Genomic DNA, 18435 nt, shown 5'->3' with positions numbered 1-18435 from the left:
CCCGGTCAGGCCCACCCCGGTCACGGGCGGGCGTCCCTCCAGGGAGACGCTCCTCCAGCGCACGTGGCCGGCCGCCGTCACGCGGCGCGCGAGCCGCGCCGCGAAGCCGCGGTGCGCGAAGGGAAGCTCAGGACAGGGCGCCGGGCGTGGTCAGACCCGTCTCGTAGGCCAGGACGACCGCCTGGACCCGGTCGCGCAGCCCCAGCTTCGTCAGCACGTTGCCCACATGCGTCTTGACCGTCGTCTCGCTCACCACGAGTTTGGCGGCGATCTCCGCGTTGGACATGCCCTTGGCGATCAGCCTGAGCACCTCCAGCTCCCGCTCCGTCAGCCGGTCGAGCCGCGCGGGAGTCGTCTGCTGGTAGGCCGAAGGCAACTTCGCCGCGAACCTGTCGAGCAGCCGCCTGGTGACGCTCGGCGCCACGATCGCGTCGCCCGCCGCCACCACCCTGATCGCCTGCACGAGCTCGTCGGGCGGCACGTCCTTCAGCAGGAACCCGGACGCCCCCGACCGCAGCGCCTCCACGATGTACTCGTCCAGGTCGAACGTGGTCAGCACCAGCACCTTCGGCACGTGCGCGTTGGCCGCCGCGTCGCGCACGATCCTGCGCGTCGCCTCGATCCCGTCGACGCCGGGCATCCTGATGTCCATCAGCACCACGTCGGGCAGCAGCGCCCTCGCCTGGTCGAGGGCGTCCTTGCCGTCGCCTGCCTGCCCGACCACCGCGATGTCCGGCTCGGCCTCGAGGATCAGGCGGAACCCCGTGCGCAGCAGTGGCTGGTCGTCCACCAGCAGCACTCTGATCGTCATCATCCGTCCTTCAGCGGGAAAATCGCCCGCACCTCGAAACCGCCCCCCGTGCGCGGACCGATCCTGAGGATTCCACCATAGAGGGCGACCCTCTCGCGAATCCCTACCAGTCCGTGCCCTGTTCTATCGCCTGCCGGTGCGCCAGGGCCCCTGCCGTCGTCCTCCACGACCAGGCTCAGCTCGCGCGGCGCCTGCCGTACGGAGACTCTGGCGTGGGCGCCTGGGCCCGCGTGGCGCAGGCTGTTGGTCAGCCCCTCCTGGACCAGCCGGTAGGCGGCCAGGTCGACGCCCGCGGGCACGGAGCCCTCGCCCTCGACCTCCAGCTCGGTCGACAGTCCCGCCTCGCGCATCTGCTCGACCAGCGCGGGCAGGTCCCGCAGCCCCGGCTGCGGGCCGCGCTCGGGCGGTCCTGAGGCGGCGTCGGTGCGCAGCACGCCGACGATGTTGCGCATCTCGTTCATCGCCAGCCTGCCGGTCTCCTCGATCGCCGACAGCGCCTCACCGGCCACCTCAGGGTTGGCGGTCAGCACCTTCCTCGCCGCGGCCGCCTGCACGGTCATCACGCTGACGTGGTGGGCGACCACGTCGTGCAGCTCCCTGGCGATGCGCGATCGTTCCTCCGCCCTGGCGGCGCGGGTGTCGGCCTCCCTCGCCCGCTCCAGTCTGGTCGCGCGGTCCTTCAGCTCCTCCAGGTAGGCGCGCCGCAGCCGCACGCTGCGGCCCGTTCCCCACACCGCGATGCCGACGAGCACGGCCATGGCGTGGTCGGGCCAGGCCAGGGGCGAGGGCGACAGCGACACCGAGGTGACGTAGCCGACCGCGGCCACGGCGAGCCCGGACAGCGCGATCGCCAGCCCCCGGTGCGCGGCCACCGAGTAGAGCAGGATCAGCCCCGTCAGCCCGGCCAGGCCTGGATCGCCGTCGAGCCCGGCGAGCACCAGGATCGGCAGCTGGGCCGCGCACAGGGCCGCCAACGGCCAGCGCCTGCGCGCGGCCACCGGCGCGTAGGTGAGGGCGAGCAGCGCCGCCCCTGCCACACCGCCGTCGCGGCTCACGACGAACAGCGCCACCGCGGCCGTGGCCAGGGCCGCGGCGAGAAGCGAGTCGTGGAGCAAGGCTCGATCGGTGCGCACCGCTTCAATGTAAGACCAGGTGAAAGCGGGAATCCTCCTCCTTTGGGAGGACTTCAGAGCTCGTCCGTCGCCGTCCGCCTGCTGCTCCTGACCGTGTCACCGGGCTGCCTGGCGGGCACCGGCGGGGGAGTGCCGCCGAACTCGGGGCACAACGCCTGATGATCGCACCAGTCGCACAGCCGCGACGGCCTCGACCGCCACTCGCCCGTCTCCAGCGCCCGCTCGATCGCCGCCCACAGCGCCTGCACCTTGCGCTCGGTCGCCAGCAGGTCGGCCTCGTCGGGCGCGTAACGCAGCACCTCGCCGCCGCCGCCCAGGTAGACCAGCTGCAGCAGCCGCGGAATCGCCCCCCGCAGCCGCCACAGCACCAGGGCGTAGAACTTCATCTGGAACAGCGCCTTGGCCTCGAAGTCGGGACCTGGAGCGCTGCCCGTCTTGTAGTCGACCACCCTGACCTCGCCGCTGGGCGCCACGTCGAGCCGGTCGATGTAGCCGCGCAGCATCAGGCCGCTGTCGAGCACCGCCTCCACGTACAGCTCCCGCTCGGCGGGCTCCAGCCGCGTCGGATCCTCCAGCGTGAAGTACCGTTCCAGCATCGAACGCGCCTGGCCCAGCCACTCGCGCTGCTCGGCCTCGTCGGCGAACATCTCCGCGTAGGCGGGATCGTCGCCGAGCAGCCTGGCCCACTGCGGCTCCAGCAGCTCCACGGCGGCCTGCACCGAACGGCGCGGCGCGGGCAGGTCGTACAGCCGCTCCAGCACCGCGTGGACCACCGTGCCGCGCACCGCCGCCGCCGATGGCTTCTCGGGAAGCTGATCGATGACCCTGAAGCGGTACAGCAGGGGGCAGGTCATGAAGTCACCCGCCCGCGAAGGGGAGAGGGCCCCGATGATCACGGGTTCGGTCAACGTCATGTTCCGCACTGTAGGTCAAGACGCCGACAGAATGGGCACGCCGAGTAGCATCAAGGCAGTCATTGGACGAAGGAGTGATAGGTGAGCGCCGAGAGTCCCCGCCAGGAGTTCTCCGGCATCCGGATGGGCAGGCCCTTCGGCATCCCGGTCTACGTGTCATGGACCTGGTTCATCGTCGCGGCGTTCATCACCTGGAGCTTCGGCCGCGTCATGCTCAGGATGATGCCGGGTGTCAGCGAGCCGCTCGCCTACGCGGTGGCCTTCGTCTTCGCCGTGCTGCTGTACGTGTCGGTGCTGTTGCACGAGCTGGCCCACTGCGTCGTGGCCAGGATGTACGGCCTGCCGGTGCGCCGCATCACCCTCTACCTCCTCGGCGGCGTCTCGGAGATCGAGAAGGAACCCCAGACGCCCGGCCGCGAGTTCATGGTCGCCTTCGCGGGGCCGCTGCTGTCGCTCGGCCTGGCCGGCGGCGGCTACCTCTTCTACGAGTTCGTGATCCCGCAGGGCGGCGTGCCGGGCGCGCTGGCCTGGCAGCTGTGGGTGGCCAACCTCATCGTCGGCGTCTTCAACCTGCTGCCCGGGCTGCCGCTCGACGGCGGCAGGATGCTGCGCGCCGGCGTGTGGAAGGTGACCCGCAACGCCATCTCCGGCACCCTCGCCGCCGCGTGGGTCGGCAGGGCGCTGGCCGTCGCCATCGTCGCCGCCGCGTTCGCCATGTCGCTGATGAGCGGCCAGTCGCTGCTCGACACCTACGTCATCTGGTCGGTGCTGCTGGCCAGCTTCATCTGGTTCGGCGCCACCCAGTCGCTGCGCGTGGCCAGGGTCCGCGCCAGGCTCCCGCAGGCCAACGCCCGCGCCCTCGCCCGCCGCGCCATCCCCGTCACCGCCGAGACCCCCCTGTCGGAGGCCCTGCGCAAGGCGGCCGAGGCCTCCGCGGGCGCCATGGTCATCGTCGGCCACGACGGCAAGCCGCTGGCCATCGTCAACGAGGCGGCCGTCCAGGCCACGCCCGAACACCGCAGGCCGTGGGTGAACGTCGGATCCCTCTCCCGCACGATCGAGCCGTCCATGGTGCTGCCCGCCGACCTCACGGGTGAGTCACTGATCGACGCCATGCGCGACGCCCCCGCGGGCGAGTACCTCTTGGTCGAACGCGGAGGCGAGGTCTACGGCGTGCTGGCCACCGCGGACGTCAACAAGGTGTTCAGCGGGGTGTGACCTCTCGTCTGAACGGCCAGGTAGGACTAGTGTTCTGACAAACTGATCACGTACTGCGGATTCGGGGCGAGCAGCTCGGGCCGATACTGTTCCTCCTCGTCTGGGTATGCGTATGGCTGGCGGTTGACCGGCGATTTCCGTGGAGGGAGAGTTCTGTGGCAGAGCAGGGCTTCGGGGTGGTGCGCCCACTGCCGGGCAGCGGGCTGGTCGCCCACATGGGCGGTTTGTTGCTGGTCTGTGACGCGGCTGAGGGAGCGAGCGGCGAGCTGCTCGAGGCACTCCGTGAGAGCGCGGCATCGGGGGCGGACGGTCTCGCGCTGGCCCGCCGTGCCGCACAGGTGTTGTTCAGGACGATGTCGGGCGACCCGGTGACGTGCGCGGTCGCCGGACCCTCGGGCGGCGGCATGGCCGTGCTGGTCAGCGGGGCCGCCTCCGCCGTGGTCGTCACCGACGACGGCGAGAGCAGGCTGTCCGGGCGTGACTCCCTCACCTGGACCGACCGGCTGATCCCCGGACCGGTGCAGCGGGTGGAGCTGTTGCTGCCGGGCACGGGCGAGGCCCACCCCGCGGTCCGCCTCGACGCCGGCGTCGTTCTCGGCGCCGGGCTGCGCGGCGAGGTCGGTCGGCCGGGCGAGGCCCCCGCCAAGCCGAAGGTCAAGCCGCTGGAGACGAGCGAGCTGCCCGCGACGGGCCTGCACTTCGAGCCCGACCTGCTGCCCCCGCCGCCCAGGCAGGAGCCGCCGCAGCCCGAAGAGCCGCCGCAGGTCCAGCCGCCGTCCCAGCCCATGGCCCCCTACCCGATGGGCGCTCCTTCGGGACCGCAGGCCCCCTACGGCCCGCCGCCGCTGCAGGAACCCCACCCGATGCCCGAGCCGCAGCAGCCGGGCCCGCCCATGCAGGGCCCTCCCTCCGGCCCGATGCCGCCGGTCGGCCCGCCCATGCCGCAGGGCCCGCCGCAGGGGCCGGGACCGATGCCCTACGAGGACGTTCCCCACGGCGGGCCCGCCGCGCCCGAACACCACGATCAGCCCCCCTACGGCCCGCCGCAGGAGCCGCAGGGCGAGCAGGAGTCGGCCGACGGCAGGCCCATGGTGTTCGGCGTCGACTGCAAGAACGACCACTTCAACGACCCGCGCTCGCCGTACTGCGTGATCTGCGGGATCGAGCTGGTGCAGCGGACGCTCGTGCCGTACAAGGGGCCGCGGCCGCCGCTCGGCGTGCTGATGCTCGACGACGGCACCTCGCTGCCGCTCGACAGCGACTACCTGCTGGGCCGCGACCCCGAGCGGGCGCCCGAGGTCGCCGGCGGCACCGCCAGGCCCGCCAAGGTCACCAGCCCCGACGGCTCGGTCTCCCGCCGCCACCTGCGGGTCGCGCTCGACGGCTGGGACGTCAACCTGGTCGACCTCGGCTCGGTCAACGGCACCCAGATCCAGCCGCCCGGCGACCCCAACTTCTACGACATCCCGCCGAACGAGCCCGTCACCATCGCCCCGGGGACGACCGTCCGCATCGGCGTCTCCCGCACGATGCGCTACGAATCCCACCGCGGCTGACCACCGGGGCGAGCCACCGGCTCGCCCCGCCGCCCGTCTCCCTCCGATACGGCGCCCCCGCCCCCCTCCGGCACGCCGCCCGTCTGCTTCCGCCCGTCCGTCTCCTCCGGCACGCCGCCCGTCTGCTTCCGCCCGCCCGCCCTCCTCCGGTACGGGCGGCCCGTCTGCTTCTGGCCGCCCGTCTTCCTCCGGTACGGCAAGCCAGGCGAAGCCCACCGCGGTCACCGGTCACCGCCCGTCCGTCACGCCACTCCAGGCGACTCCGGCCGCCGCCGTCACGTCGTCCCCGAGTTGAGTAGCGCGCTACTCAGGCGCACCGGCCGCCCAGGACGGATCATCGAGGGCGTGGACAGCCCGGAACGATACGCGCGAGCCGCCGAAGCGATGGACGCCGGACGGCTGGACGAGGCGCGCAGACTGCTCGAAGCGTGCCTCATGGAGGCGCCCGACCACCTGCCGAGCCGGTTCGACCTGGGGGTGTGCTACCTGCGGATGGAGCTGACCGCCCGCGCGGAGGGCATGCTGCGCAGCGTCACCGCCCTCGACCCGCTGCACGTCGGGGCCCGCCTGTGCCTCGCGGACCTGCTCGTCGCGCAGGGACGCTCCGACGAGGCGCTGACCGAGTATCGCGCCGTTCTCACCCACGATCCCGCCAACCCCAGAGCCCGCCGCGGCCTCCTGGGCCCCTCCTGACCCCGCCCCTCCCGACCTGTCCTCCCCGACCCTGTTCTTCGCGGATCCCCGCCTTCTCCTGACTCCTCCGGAATCCTGCCGCTCCGGGATTCCGCCGCTCCGGATCCCACCCTCTCAGCATCCCGCCCCCGCAGCTCGCCGATCTCCGGAGCTTCAACCCTGCGGAGCCCACGGACCCCGGTCCCCGTGAGCGTCGGCCGGGCTGGCGTGGGTGGTGGTCGGCCGGGGTCCGTCGAACGCCTGCCTCGTGAGCGTCGGCCCGGGGTGGCGTGGGTGGTGGTCGGTTGGGGTCCATCGAACGCCTGCCTCGTGAGGTCGGCCTGGGGTGGCGTGGGTGGTGGTCGGCCGGGGTCCACCGAACGCCCGCCCGTGAGCGTCGGCCGGGGTCTCACGGGAACGTCGGCCGGGGTCCACCGAACACCCGCCCGTGAACGTCGGCCGGGGTGGCGTGGGTGGACGTCGGCCGGAATCCACTGAACGCCCCCGCGGACGCGGCATGTGACGAACCTCAATCCACCCGATGCTCCGCCCCACCGACGCGTTCAGCCGAAATCCCTCCGATCCGAGGGAGGGGACCGGGCGGGCGGGTCAGCGGAAGCGGTTCAGGGCCTTCGCCAGTTCGGCGGGCGAGTTCACGCCCAGCTTCCAGTACGCCTGGTTCCTGTGGTTCATGGCCGTGCGCATCGCGATCCCCAGCTCCAGGGCGATCTGCCGGTGCGACAGGCCCGCCGCCGTCAGCTGCGCGACCTGGAGCTCCCTGTCGGTCAGGTCGGGCGCTGCCAGCCCTCGTAACGCGGGTGTGTCCGGGCCCTGGCACGCTCCAGCCATCGACCATGCCTCTGTGGCGGCCGCGCGTGCCGCCTTCTCACCACGGGAGCGGCGCAGCCGTGCCGCGGCCTGCGCCGCCGCCTCCGCCGCGTGCAGGCGCAGCCCGAGCGCGTCGAAGCCCGCCGCCACGGCCAGCAGCCCGTCCGCGTCTCCCTCCGCCAGCGCCGCCGCGTGCCTGGCGGCCAGCTTCACGCGCGGCCCCTCGTGCACCTCGGCCAGCTCGGCCAGCCGGCGGACGACGGAGGAGGGCGCGCCGAGCCGTACCGCGTCGTGGAGGGCGACCGCCTCGAACGCGGCGAGCCCGCTCTCCCTGCAGTCGGCGGCGGCCGCCAGCGCCAGCTCGACCGCGCGCGCGTTCTCGCCGCCGGCGGCGGCGATCCACACGCGGGTGAGCGCCACCCAGCGCATGAACGCGGTCCACGTGGCGCGGTTGCGGTCCGTGGCCGCCTGGAGGGTGTCGCGGGCGGCGGCGGACTCGCCGCGCAGCGCCTGGGCGGCGGCGTAGGCGGCCATGCAGCCGCCCACGGTCAGCGCCGTCTCGTGGTTGGCGGGCGCGTGCAGGATCAGCAGGGCCGCGCCGAGCTGCCCGCGCAGGGTGGCGGCGTTGCCGCGGGCGAGCGCCAGGCTGCCCTCGCCGCGTGACCAGCCGCGCTGGCCCGCGAGGGCGGCGCGCATGGAGGCGATGGCCTGGTCCATCACGGCCAGGTCGCCGGAGAAGTAGCCGCACATCGACCATGTGGAGTGCAGCGGAGAGACGAGGGCGGGGATCTCGTCGCGCCAGGCCGCCGACTCGTCGAGCGCCTCGCGGACCAGCGCCGCCGCCTCGGTGGTGCGTCCGGCGTAGCAGAGGGCGAGGGCGCGTGAGTTGAGCACCTGGGCGCGCTGGGCGGGCCCGAGTTCCCCCGCGAGCAGGTCAGCGCTGAGCCGTAGCGCGTCGCCTGTGCGGGCGGCCGACGCGGTCAGCCCGAGGCGCTGGACGGCCACCTGGCGGCGCCGCGCCGTCCCCGTCAGGTCCTTCTCGGTGGCGGCGAGCAGGTCGAGGGCGTCGCCGAGCCGGTCCATGCCCCATGCCAGGTTGCTCGCCCTGGCCAGCACGAGGCGGGCCATGGACGGCTCGTCGTCCGGCCGGCGCGTGGCGTCGAGCACGGCCCTGGCCCTGTCGGGCTGCTGGGCGTAGTCGAGGAGCGTGGCCAGCTGGATCGCCGCGGTGGTGCCGCCGCCCGCGTCGAGGGCCGCCTCGCCGAGCCTGATGGCCAGCGGGTAGTCGTGCGCCGACCATGCCAGGCGGGAGGCGTCGAGCAGCGGTCCCGGCGCGGCGCCCAGCCCGCCCGCCAGCCGCCACACCGTCACCCGCAGCGGATCCTCCCTGCGGTGCAGGCCGGTCGACTCCAGCGCGGCGACCAGGTCGGCGTGCCTGCGGCGGCGGCGCAGTTCGGGGCAGCGTTCGCGGGCGACCTCGCCGTAGAGCGGGTGGCCGAGGCGGGCGATCTCCCGCCGCCGGTCGACGCGCACCCTGATCAGCCCGCGCTCCTCGGCCTCCAGCAGCGCCCGCTCGCTGGTGAGCGCGCTCAGCATGCGGGCGCCGATCGGCTCGGCCAGCGCCGTGTACTCCAGCACGTCCTTCAGCTCCGGCGACAGCGCGCCGATCCGCTCGTGGATCAGGTCGACCAGCCGGGGCGCGAGCGGCGGGTCGCCGGTCAGCTTCCACATCCCGTGGATCTCCGACAGCGCGCCCGAGGCGATGGCCGCGCCCACCACTTCGTAGAGGAACAGCGCGTTGCCCTCGGTCACCTCGCCCAGCCTGCGCACGGTGGCGTCGTCGGGCGGGCCGCCGAGCGCGGCGGTCAGCACGGCGGTGACGTCGTCGTCGCTGAGCGGGTCGGTGTCGTAGCGCCGCACGTGACCGTCGCGCCACAGCAGCGTCACCGGATCGGGCGCGGGCTCGCCCGTGCGGAGTGTGGCCACCAGCCGCGCCTGCCCGCCCCTGACCAGCGAGGCGATCACTTCGGCCGAGTGGCTGTCGAGCAGGTGCGCGTCGTCGACCGACAGCACCAGCACCCTGCCCCTGGCGTGGGCGAGCAGTTCGTCGGCCGCCCAGCGCAGCGTGTTGACCAGGTGCGGAGGGTGCTGGCGCGGGATGAGGTCGGCGAGCGCGCCGTTCGGGATCGCGCTGGCCGCCTTGGTCGCCCTGACGCGCAGCAGTGTCACCTTGGCCGCGTGGAAGTGCGTCAGGACCTCGCCGGCCAGGCGTGACTTCCCGACCCCTGCGGGTCCGGCGATGATGACGCCCTGCGCGGTCGGGTCGCGGGCGAGGCGGACCAGGTCGGCGAGTTCGTGTCTGCGGCCCGCGAATGGCCAGCGTTTCATGTTGGCCCCTCGATACCTTATTGTCCTTTTGTGGCGCGATGGGGAGCGAAATTCGACGTCGATTGCCCGGGTTGTGCCCGACCTACTGTCGCACGCGAAGCCGACGGATTACACAGGGTTTTTCTGCCGGAACAGTTGCGGCCCTATTGGCTGGCGGTCTGCCAGAGTTGCGGGCAGGCATTGCTGCTGGAGAACCGCGCCGACGTCGACGACCGTGATCCCGACGAACTGCCCGCCAGGCCCGCGCAGGTGCTGTGGCCGCCGTCGGGGCGGCCGATCGGCGCCGAGGTGCCGCCCGTGGTGCGCCAGGAGCTCACGTACGCTCGCGCGGGCCTGCGCTCGGGCTCGCCCGCCTCGGCCGTCCTGCACGTGCGGCGGCTGTTGGAGGCGGTCTGCGCCGACCACGGGGTGAGCGGGCGCACGCTCTTCCACGCCCTGCGGGAGCTGCGCGGAGGCGGCCTGATCGACGGCTGGCTGCTGGGCTGGGCCGAGGAACTGCGCGAGCTGGGAAACGAGGCCGCCCACCTCGGCGACCACCCGCTGGCGAAGGCCGAGGCGGAGGACGCGGTGCAACTGGCCGAGGCGTTCGTCGACTACCTTTACGTCTTCTCCCGAAAATACCGGTCCTTTCGGGTACGGCGCGGCGCCACCAAAACGCCAAATAACCGAAATGTCCTACGAGACACCCCAGTGATGCGGATTCTTCGTAAATCACAGGTGTCGTTCAGGGTCCATCCCTATCCGCACGATCCGGCCAGAACGAAATCGAGGACGGCGGTCGCGGAGGAGCTCGGCATCCCGCCCATGCGCCTGCTCAAAGCCGTCATCCTCTACCTCGGCGAACACGCCGTCGTCGCCATCGCCCCCAGCGAGGGCGTCATCGACGAGCGGGCGCTGGCCCGCGCCTTCGGGGCCGCCGACGCCAGAGTGGCGGGACTGGCCGACGTCATGCGCATCGGCGAGACGATCGCCGCCGAGATCCTCAGCCCGCTGGCGCTGCCGTACCTGCCGTCGGTGCTGGAGGAGACCTCGGCCGCCGCGGCCTCCGTCTACGTCTCCAGTGGCCGCCACGGCCTCGAACTCGAACTCGACCCCGCCGACCTGGTCCGCCTCACCAGGGCCAGGACCGCCCCGATCGTGAGGTGACAGCGTGCCCGACGTCGTCTTCGAGGGATCCTTCGACGAGCTGGGCTCGCTGGAGGACTGGCTGCGCGACGCCGACGCCCTGCGCGGAAGGACGCGCCTGGAGCACGGCACGCCGGGTGCAGGGCGGATGGGCGGCGAACCGCCCGCGCTGGTGGTGGACGTCGCCTCGCAGGGACAGGCGACGGCGCTGGCCAGGACGGTCGAGTTCTGGCTGCGGTCGCGCGGCAGGCACGTGGCGCTCAGGCTGCGGGTCGGCTCGGAGATCACCGTGGACCTCGACCTGCGGGCCAAGCTGGACACCGAGGCCCTGGTCGCCCAGGTGGCCGCCATCCTGCGTGACGCGCTCGGCACCGCCGCCGACTGACCCCGGCTCCGCCCCGGGCCGCCGCGAGCCCTGCTCGCCGTACGGGGGAGGAGCCCGTCAGGCCGTGAAGGCGTGCACCGAGCGCAGCATGCGCGCGGCCACCTCCAGGCCGCGCGACGCCTCGATCGCGCGGCCCGCGGCCGTCGCCAGCCTGCCGAGCAGGTGCTCCTCACGGTTGGTGAACCGCCGGCCCGCCACCCACAGGTACGCCTGGTCACGCGTGGCCAGCGGTACCGGCACCGCCAGGAATCCCGGCCCGCCCACCGACCAGTCCTGCGGCAGCAGCACCGGATCCGAGGCGATCGCCAGCTCCTTCAGCACCCCGGACTCCAGCAGCCAGCGGCTCACGCCCAGCGGGTCGCCTGGCGCGATCAGGGCATGAGAGGGGTAGGCGATCTCCTGCAGCGGGTCCACGTCCACGAACCCCGCGTACGGCGTGCCGCCCACCGCGGCCGCGCACAGGACCACCCGGTCCAGCAGCGCGCCCGACTCCACATGGGAGAACGAATCGATGAGCTCCTTCACGCAGTCGCTGCTCATGCCTCATCCCCTGACGCCAGGCTCGCCGAGAACGGCGGAGTGTTAACGGGTGGCGACTCGGAGTATTACCGTCAAAACCGCCCGTGGCCACCCCCACATCAGGTAATAGATATTTTCAGCTTCGCCCCGGCCGTAGCAGGAGCCATTCCACGTCGTCTCCGCGGGTCCCGTCGGCGCGCGGGAACAGCTGGCGCTGGACGCCCTCCCTGCTGAACCCCGCCCGCCGCAGCACCTGCTGCGAGGCCTCGTTGTCGACGTCCGTGCCCGCCACGAGCCTGTGCAGCGCCGTGTGGGAGAACGCCCAGTCGGCCAGCAGTCGCACCGACCGCGTCATGAACCCTCTGCCCCTGTAGGCGCGCCGCAGCGAGTAGCCGACCATCGCCTGCCCGATGGAGGGCAGCACCTGCACGAGCTGGATGTGGCCGGCGAACGCGTCCGTCTCCGCGTCGCGGATCGCCAGCTCGGCGCGCTGCCCTGACAGCCACCAGTAGCCGGTGTAGCGGCAGCGCCGCTCGGCGGCGTCGGCCGTCGGCGGCGGCCCGAGCATCCAGTGCGAGACGCTCGGCTCGCCCACCATGGCGTGGAAGGCGCCGGAGTCGCTCGGCGCCAGCTGCGTCAGCCGCACCACCCCGTCCGACAGCTCGCCGCCCTCCAGGAACGGCAGATACTGCGCGGCCGCCTCGCCGGGATCGCCCGCCAGCCTGGCGAAGGCCACGAAGTCGGCGGCCCTGCCGTCCCGTGTGCGCGCCCGTTCCCTCTCGACGCCCTCCTGCAGGTAACCGGCCGCGTAGGCGACGCGGAGGCTGGCCAGGTTCTCCACCTCGGCGCGCAGCTCGATGCGCCGCACCCCCTTGTCGAAGGCCCACTCGGTGACCGCCCGCGTCGCCGCGCTCGCCACACCCTTGCCCCTGGCCCACTCGGCCACCCGGTAGCCGATGGACAGGGCCCCGTGAGAGTCCGGCGGGCGCAACCCGACCGCGCCCAGGTACTGCCCGCTGCCGGCGTCGGCGATCGTGAACTCGGCGCCGCCCTCCGTCCACCGCTGCGCGGCGACCGCGAGATAGGCCTCGGCGTCCTCGATCGTGTACGGCATGGGCAGCCGGTACAGGAACCTGGCGGTGTCGGCGTCGGACGTGGCCCGCACGATCGCGGGCAGATCGTCACGGGAGGGGGGACGCAGGATCAGCGAACCCGTCGAGATCACTTCACGCGGCAACATGGTCCATTGCTATCAATCTCCGTCCCATGGCGGCGAATCGACGTCCAGCAGCGCCGCCAGCTCCGTCCTGCCGTTCACGCCGAGCTTGCCGTAGACCGACTGCAGGTGGTTGTCGACCGTCCTGATCGACAGCACCAGCGACGCGGCGATGTCCTTGCTGGCCAGCCCGGAGGCCGCCAGTCCGGCGATCTCCCTCTCGCGCGGCGTCAGCACCGGCCCCGCCAGGCGGGCCAGCGCGGGCGAGCGGGCGCCCTGGCACGAGGCCGCGTAGGCCGCCGCCCTCGCCGCCGTGGCCCTGCCCTGCTGTGGCCGCCCCCTGGCCCGGTGCGCGGCCGAGGCCTGCGCGCAGGCCTCGGCGGCGTGCAGCAGCATGCCGAGCCCGGCGAACGAGGCCGCCACCCGCTCCAACCCCTCCGCGTCGCCGGCGGCCGCGGCCACCCCGTGCGCGGCGTAGATCGCCGACAGCCTCCCGTCGTGCCGCCGGGCCACCTCGGACAGGCGCGCCTCGACCTTCGCCGCCGCGCCGAACCGCACCGCGTCGTGCAGGGCGACGAGCTCGATGCCGTACAGCTCCTGCGTGCGGGCACGGGCGGCGTGGGCCAGCGCCAGCTCCACCGCGCGCGGCACCTGCCCGCCCGTCGCCGCCACCCAGCGCTGCGCCGAGTCGATCGAGGTCTGCAGCAGGTACAGCACGTCGGTGCGGTTCCGCTCCGCCTCCGCCAGCAGCGCCCTGGCCCTGCTCTGGTCGCCCAGCAGGGCGGTGCAGTGCGCCAGCTCGGCCACGGCCAGCGCGGTGAAGTGGCCCGCGCCCGCCAGCGTCGTCGCCTCCCTGGTGATCCGCGCCGCCTCGCCGACCCTGCCGCGCATCCTGGCGATCTCGCCGTGCCACTGCAGGAACATCCGCCGGAACAGGCGCACCTCGCTGTCCTCGCCCAGCAGCTCCTGGCCGTGCTCGACCACCTGCTCGGCCGCGGCCAGATCGCCGGTGAACAGGTCGGCCAGGTAGCGGCCGGCCACCAGCTTGAGCACCTCCGTGGGCGCGGCGTCGTGCCAGGACTCCTCCACCGCCCTGGCCCGGTCGAACATCCGCCGAGCGTCGGCGCACCTGCCCGCGTACGGCAGGCCGTAGGTGGTGATCCCCAGCGCCATCGCCGTGCCCACGACCGAGCCCGTGTCCTCGGCCAGCATCCGCTCGGCCGCCTCGGCGCACTGGTGGACCTCGCCGCGCAGGATGCGCAGGTTCAGCCGCATGGCCTGCACCATCATCCGCAGCGCAGGGTCCTTCAGCCTCGCCTCGGCGTCGTCGAGCACCGCGTCGGCCTCGGCGGGCCTGCGCAGCCCGAAGTTCAGGTTCCACGCCCGCTGCATCGCCAGCTGTGCCCGCAGCCGGGGGTCACACGGCTCCTCCCACACCGAGGTGAGCGCCGCCTCGGAGTCGGCGAACGACTCCGAGAACGACAGCACGTCCGACAGCGTGATCGCCGCCTCCGCCCCGCCGCCGGCGTTCAGCGCCGCCCAGCCCAGCCTCGCGGCCAGCGTGGCGTCGTGCGCCGCCCACGCGATCCTGCAGCCCGACAGCAGCGGCCCCGGGTCCTTCGCGGTGCCGCTCGCCAGCCGCCACATGGCCGTCCTGACCACGTCGTCGCGCCGCCTGGCGCCCGTGGCCTCCAGCGCCTCGGCCAGCTGCCGGTAGCGGCGGCGGGTGCGCAGCAGCGGGCAGCGCGCCCTGATCGCCTCGCCGTACAGGGGGTGGGCCAGGCGCACCAGCGTCCGCCTGCCGTCGACGAGCACTCTCACGAGGTCCTTGGCCTCCAGGGACTCGACCGCCGCCGCGGGCACCAGACCGGCCAGCAGCTGCGCTCCCAGCGGCTCGCCGAGCGCGATGTACTCCAGAGCCTCCTCCTCGGCCGCCTCCAGCGTGCCGATGCGGACGGCCACCAGCTCGGCCAGCGGGGGAGCGACGGGCGGGGCCGACTCCAGCCGCCACAGCCCCTGCACCCGCACCAGCGCCCCGAGGTCCAGCGCGCCCGCCACCAGCTCGCGCAGGAACAGGGCGTTGCCCTCGGTGAGCCGGTGCAGCCTGGCCACGCTCTGGGACTCCACGGGATCGCCCAGCACCCCCGCCAGGATGCGGCCCACGTCGGGCAGGCTCAGCGGCGCCAGCTCCATCCTGGCCAGGCCCAGGTCCTTCCACAGCGTCACCACCGCCTCGGGCACCGGCTCGCCGCTGCGCAGCGTCAGCAGCAGCTGCGCGGCGGCGTCCTGGGCCATGTGGTGCAGGACCGCCGCCGAGCCGGAATCCAGCAGGTGGGCGTCGTCGACGAGCATCAGCGGCCGCCGCTCGGTCCCCACCAGCGTGTCGGAGATCCACTTCAGCGGGTTGGCGCCCTGGGGGAGCGCCGCCGGCAGCAGGTGGGCGAGCGCGCCGAACGGCAGCTCGCGGGCCGCCATCGAGGCGATGGCGTGCACCGCCGTACGGCCGCGCGAGCGCAGCGAGGTCACCACCTCAAGGGCGAGTCTGCTCTTGCCCGCACCCGCCGGGCCGAAGATGGCGACACCGCAGGTCGCGGGGTCGTTCATCAGCGCCAGCAACCGGTCGGTCTCCTCGATCCGGCCGGCGAAGGGCCACCGTGTCGACACGTGAGGATGTTACGGTCAAGAAGGAGGCAAATACAGGGGGTTGCCATCGGCCGACCGACCCTGTGATTCGCCCTATCCTCATCCCCATGGGTTTTCGCAGGCACGGGCCGTTCCAGGTGGGGGATCAGGTGCAGCTCACCGACCCCAAGAACAAGCGTCACACGATCACGCTCAAGCAGGACGGGGTCTTCCACACGCACAAGGGGGCGATCCCGCACAGCGACCTGATCGGCCAGCCTGAAGGCTCGGTGGTCCGCTCGTCCGGCGGCACGCAGTACCTGGCCTTCCGCCACCTGCTTCAGGACTACACGCTGTCGATGCCGCGCGGCGCGGCCGTGATCTACCCCAAGGACGCCGCCCAGATCGTCGGCATGGCCGACATCTTCCCCGGAGCCCGCGTCATCGAGGCGGGCGTCGGATCCGGCGCGCTGACCTGCTTCCTGCTGCGCGCCGTCGGCGCCGAGGGCAAGGTCATCTCCTACGAGCGGCGCCAGGAGTTCGCCGACGTCGCCCGCAAGAACGTCGAGAAGTTCTTCGGCGGTGAGATGGACAGCTGGCGCCTGGTCGTCGGCGACCTCAACGAGTCCATCGACGAAGGCGACGTCGACCGCGTCATCCTCGACATGCTCGCCCCGTGGGAGTGCGTCGACGCCGTGTCCAAGGCCCTGACGCCGGGCGGCGTGATCTGCGTTTACGTGGCCACGACCACCCAGATGTCGAAGACCGTCGAAACCCTTCGAGAGCACGGGAGTTTCACCGAGCCCCACGCGTGGGAGACCCTGGTTCGCGACTGGCATGTCGAGGGACTGGCCGTACGCCCAGATCACCGGATGATCGGGCACACCGGCTTCCTCGTCACCGCCCGCCGCATGGCGGACGGCGTCACGCCCCCGCCACGGCGCCGACGACCGAAGGGGACCACCGAAGAACTATGACGATTTGGCCACGGCGGTGCCTTGGTGCGTGACACGGGAACAGATGACCGTGTTCATATGCTGGAAGTACTAAACACGCCAATAGGGATTATTCACCGAATACCGAATGTCACTCTACGAACACTTTCCGGGCAGGTAGCGGAAAGCCGGGAGATGGGTAAGGTCCTTAGTAGTCGCTCTCGACTGGGAAGGAGGTGACGGGGCGTGGCAGCTCGCGATGATGCAGAGGCTCGAGCCGCGCAGCGCGAACGGGAGGTCGCTGATCTTTCAACACAGGTCTCCTTCCTGCAGGAGGAGATCACAGCGCTGCGGAGGAAGCTGGCCGAGTCACCCCGTCAGGCCAGGGTCCTCGAGGAGCGTCTCCACGAGGCGCAGGCCAACCTTGCCGCGGTCACCAGCCAGAACGAACGGCTGGTCGCCACACTCAAGGAGGCCAGGGATCAGATCGTCGCCCTCAAGGAGGAAGTCGACCGGCTGGCCCAGCCGCCGTCCGGCTTCGGCGTCTTCCTCGAGGCAAGAGAAGACGGCACGGTGGAAGTCTTCACCGGCGGCCGCAAACTGCGGGTCAACGTCAGTCCCGCAGTCGATGTCGATGTGCTCAAGCGTGGCCAGGAGGTCATGCTGAACGAGGCGCTCAACGTGGTCGAGGCACTCGGCTACGAAGAGGTCGGCGAGATCGTGATGCTCAAGGAACTGCTCGAAGACGGCGAGCGCGCCCTGGTCATCTCCCACGCCGACGAGGAGCGCGTCGTGCGCCTGGCCGAGTCGCTGCTCGGACAGCCCGTCCGCGCGGGCGACTCGCTGCTGCTGGAGCCCCGCTCCGGCTACGTCTACGAGCGCATCCCCAAGTCCGAAGTGGAAGAGCTCGTCCTCGAAGAGGTCCCCGACATCTCCTACGAGGAGATCGGCGGCCTCATGCGGCAGATTGAGCAGATCAGGGACGCCATCGAGCTGCCCTACCTGCACGCCGACCTGTTCCGCGAGCACAAGCTCCGCCCGCCCAAGGGCGTGCTGCTGTACGGCCCGCCCGGATGCGGCAAGACGCTCATCGCCAAGGCCGTCGCCAACTCCCTGGCCAAGCAGGTCGCGGAGAAGACGGGACAGTCGGGCAAGAGCTTCTTCCTCAACATCAAGGGCCCCGAACTCCTCAACAAGTACGTCGGCGAGACCGAGCGGCACATCCGCCTGGTCTTCCAGCGCGCGAGGGAGAAGGCCTCCGAGGGCACCCCGGTGATCGTGTTCTTCGACGAGATGGACTCGATCTTCAGGACCCGAGGCTCGGGCGTCTCCTCCGACGTCGAGAACACCATCGTCCCTCAGCTGCTGTCGGAGATCGACGGCGTCGAGGGCCTGGAGAACGTCATCGTCATCGGCGCCTCCAACCGCGAAGACATGATCGACCCGGCGATCCTGCGGCCCGGCCGCCTGGACGTCAAGATCAAGATCGAGCGGCCGGACGCCGAGGCGGCCAAGGACATCTTCTCCAAGTACCTCATCGCCGACCTCCCGCTGCACCCGGACGACCTGGCCGAACACTCCGACTCTCGCGAGTCCACGATCGCGGGAATGATCCAGAGCGTCGTCGAGCGCATGTACACCGAGAGCGAAGAGAACCGCTTCCTCGAGGTCACCTACGCCAACGGCGACAAGGAAGTCCTGTACTTCAAGGACTTCAACTCCGGTGCGATGATCCAGAACATCGTCGACCGTGGCAAGAAGATGGCCATCAAGCAGTTCCTCGAGACCGGGCAGAAGGGTCTGCGGGTGCAGCACCTGCTGGCCGCCTGCGTGGACGAGTTCTCCGAGAACGAGGACCTGCCCAACACCACCAACCCCGACGACTGGGCCCGCATCTCCGGCAAGAAGGGCGAGCGGATCGTGTACATCCGCACGCTGGTCTCCGGCAAGCAGGGCACCGAGGCCGGCCGGTCGATCGACACGGTCGCCAACACCGGCCAGTACCTGTAGTTCTCTGGTCGAAAGGGCCGTTCCCCACCGGCGGGAGCGGCCCTTTCGGCATCCCATGGGCGCCCCGCTGACCGCCCCACGCCGCCTCCCCGGCGCGCCCGAC

General features: G+C 72.0%; 14 protein-coding genes. 7 read left to right on the top strand and 7 right to left on the bottom strand.

Annotated features, from left to right (window positions below; translation table 11 throughout):
• Positions 1-127: 127 nt before the first annotated feature.
• Genes AC3EO4_RS24610 through AC3EO4_RS24600 form a run of 3 tightly spaced genes read right to left on the bottom strand, consistent with a single transcriptional unit; the run spans position 128 to position 2858 of the window.
• Positions 128-811 carry a response regulator gene (locus tag AC3EO4_RS24610; RefSeq protein WP_379568826.1) on the bottom strand — a complete coding sequence of 228 codons (684 nt, stop codon included), beginning with the start codon at positions 809-811 and terminating at the stop codon, positions 128-130.
• Positions 811-1944: a sensor histidine kinase gene (locus tag AC3EO4_RS24605; RefSeq protein WP_379568824.1), complete on the bottom strand. Its 1134-nt coding sequence runs from the start codon at positions 1942-1944 to the stop codon at positions 811-813. The genes AC3EO4_RS24610 and AC3EO4_RS24605 overlap by 1 nt, the downstream gene beginning before the upstream one ends.
• Positions 1945-1997: 53 nt before the next feature.
• Positions 1998-2858 carry a RecB family exonuclease gene (locus AC3EO4_RS24600; RefSeq protein WP_379568822.1) on the bottom strand — a complete coding sequence of 287 codons (861 nt, stop codon included), beginning with the start codon at positions 2856-2858 and terminating at the stop codon, positions 1998-2000.
• A gap of 123 nt (positions 2859-2981) precedes the next feature.
• Here AC3EO4_RS24600 and AC3EO4_RS24595 point away from each other — a divergent pair, with 123 nt between their 5' ends.
• From AC3EO4_RS24595 to AC3EO4_RS24585, 3 genes are all read left to right on the top strand, one after another.
• On the top strand, positions 2982-4076 hold the full coding sequence (locus AC3EO4_RS24595) for a site-2 protease family protein (RefSeq protein ID WP_379569189.1): 1095 nt from the start codon (positions 2982-2984) through the stop codon (positions 4074-4076).
• Between the two features lie 155 nt (positions 4077-4231).
• The gene (locus AC3EO4_RS24590; RefSeq protein ID WP_431898039.1) at positions 4232-5632 is read left to right on the top strand and encodes an FHA domain-containing protein; all 1401 of its coding nucleotides are present in this window, start codon (positions 4232-4234) and stop codon (positions 5630-5632) included.
• 345 nt (positions 5633-5977) lie between these two features.
• Positions 5978-6325 carry a tetratricopeptide repeat protein gene (locus tag AC3EO4_RS24585; protein WP_379568818.1) on the top strand — a complete coding sequence of 116 codons (348 nt, stop codon included), beginning with the start codon at positions 5978-5980 and terminating at the stop codon, positions 6323-6325.
• 588 nt (positions 6326-6913) lie between these two features.
• Here AC3EO4_RS24585 and AC3EO4_RS24580 read toward each other — a convergent pair.
• Positions 6914-9520 carry an AAA family ATPase gene (locus AC3EO4_RS24580; protein WP_379568816.1) on the bottom strand — a complete coding sequence of 869 codons (2607 nt, stop codon included), beginning with the start codon at positions 9518-9520 and terminating at the stop codon, positions 6914-6916.
• 135 nt (positions 9521-9655) lie between these two features.
• Between AC3EO4_RS24580 and AC3EO4_RS24575 the strand changes: the two genes are divergently transcribed.
• Positions 9656-10666 carry a DUF4145 domain-containing protein gene (locus tag AC3EO4_RS24575; RefSeq protein WP_379568814.1) on the top strand — a complete coding sequence of 337 codons (1011 nt, stop codon included), beginning with the start codon at positions 9656-9658 and terminating at the stop codon, positions 10664-10666.
• A gap of 4 nt (positions 10667-10670) precedes the next feature.
• Complete coding sequence (locus tag AC3EO4_RS24570; protein ID WP_379568812.1) at positions 10671-11030, top strand: effector-associated constant component EACC1; 360 nt, start codon at positions 10671-10673, stop codon at positions 11028-11030.
• A gap of 57 nt (positions 11031-11087) precedes the next feature.
• Here the strand turns inward: AC3EO4_RS24570 and AC3EO4_RS24565 are convergent, their stop codons facing one another.
• The 3 genes from AC3EO4_RS24565 to AC3EO4_RS24555 all read right to left on the bottom strand — a co-directional run bounded on the left by AC3EO4_RS24565 (position 11088) and on the right by AC3EO4_RS24555 (position 15429).
• Entirely contained in the window at positions 11088-11570 is a 483-nt protein-coding gene (locus AC3EO4_RS24565; protein ID WP_431898037.1) for a hypothetical protein, read from the bottom strand.
• Positions 11571-11685: 115 nt separating this feature from the next.
• Positions 11686-12789 (bottom strand): GNAT family N-acetyltransferase, encoded by a 1104-nt coding sequence (locus tag AC3EO4_RS24560; protein WP_379568808.1) that lies wholly within the window; start codon positions 12787-12789, stop codon positions 11686-11688.
• A 12-nt stretch (positions 12790-12801) separates the two neighbouring features.
• On the bottom strand, positions 12802-15429 hold the full coding sequence (locus AC3EO4_RS24555; RefSeq protein ID WP_431898035.1) for a helix-turn-helix transcriptional regulator: 2628 nt from the start codon (positions 15427-15429) through the stop codon (positions 12802-12804).
• Positions 15430-15515: 86 nt separating this feature from the next.
• On the opposite strand from AC3EO4_RS24555, the gene AC3EO4_RS24550 reads away from it, so the two are divergent.
• Together AC3EO4_RS24550 and arc are read left to right on the top strand one after the other, a co-directional pair.
• Positions 15516-16364, top strand: coding sequence for a tRNA (adenine-N1)-methyltransferase (locus AC3EO4_RS24550; protein ID WP_379568804.1), 849 nt, complete (start codon positions 15516-15518; stop codon positions 16362-16364).
• Between the two features lie 204 nt (positions 16365-16568).
• On the top strand, positions 16569-18332 hold the full coding sequence (arc, locus tag AC3EO4_RS24545; RefSeq protein ID WP_379568802.1) for a proteasome ATPase: 1764 nt from the start codon (positions 16569-16571) through the stop codon (positions 18330-18332).
• Positions 18333-18435 lie beyond the last annotated feature (103 nt).

This window comes from Nonomuraea sp. bgisy101 (genome assembly GCF_057708945.1).
Note: the sequence above shows the minus strand (reverse complement) of the source record. Positions and strands in the feature narration are given on the sequence as shown.

Bases quoted from the DNA above. Each gene is read 5' to 3' on its own strand.
- AC3EO4_RS24550 (WP_379568804.1), top strand. From the start codon at position 15,516: ATGGGTTTTCGCAGGCACGGGCCGTTCCAGGTGGGGGATCAGGTGCAG.
- AC3EO4_RS24610 (WP_379568826.1), bottom strand. From the start codon at position 811: ATGACGATCAGAGTGCTGCTGGTGGACGACCAGCCACTGCTGCGCACG.
- AC3EO4_RS24595 (WP_379569189.1), top strand. From the start codon at position 2,982: ATGGGCAGGCCCTTCGGCATCCCGGTCTACGTGTCATGGACCTGGTTC.
- AC3EO4_RS24560 (WP_379568808.1), bottom strand. From the start codon at position 12,789: ATGTTGCCGCGTGAAGTGATCTCGACGGGTTCGCTGATCCTGCGTCCC.
- AC3EO4_RS24580 (WP_379568816.1), bottom strand. From the start codon at position 9,520: ATGAAACGCTGGCCATTCGCGGGCCGCAGACACGAACTCGCCGACCTG.
- AC3EO4_RS24600 (WP_379568822.1), bottom strand. From the start codon at position 2,858: ATGACGTTGACCGAACCCGTGATCATCGGGGCCCTCTCCCCTTCGCGG.
- AC3EO4_RS24565 (WP_431898037.1), bottom strand. From the start codon at position 11,570: ATGAGCAGCGACTGCGTGAAGGAGCTCATCGATTCGTTCTCCCATGTG.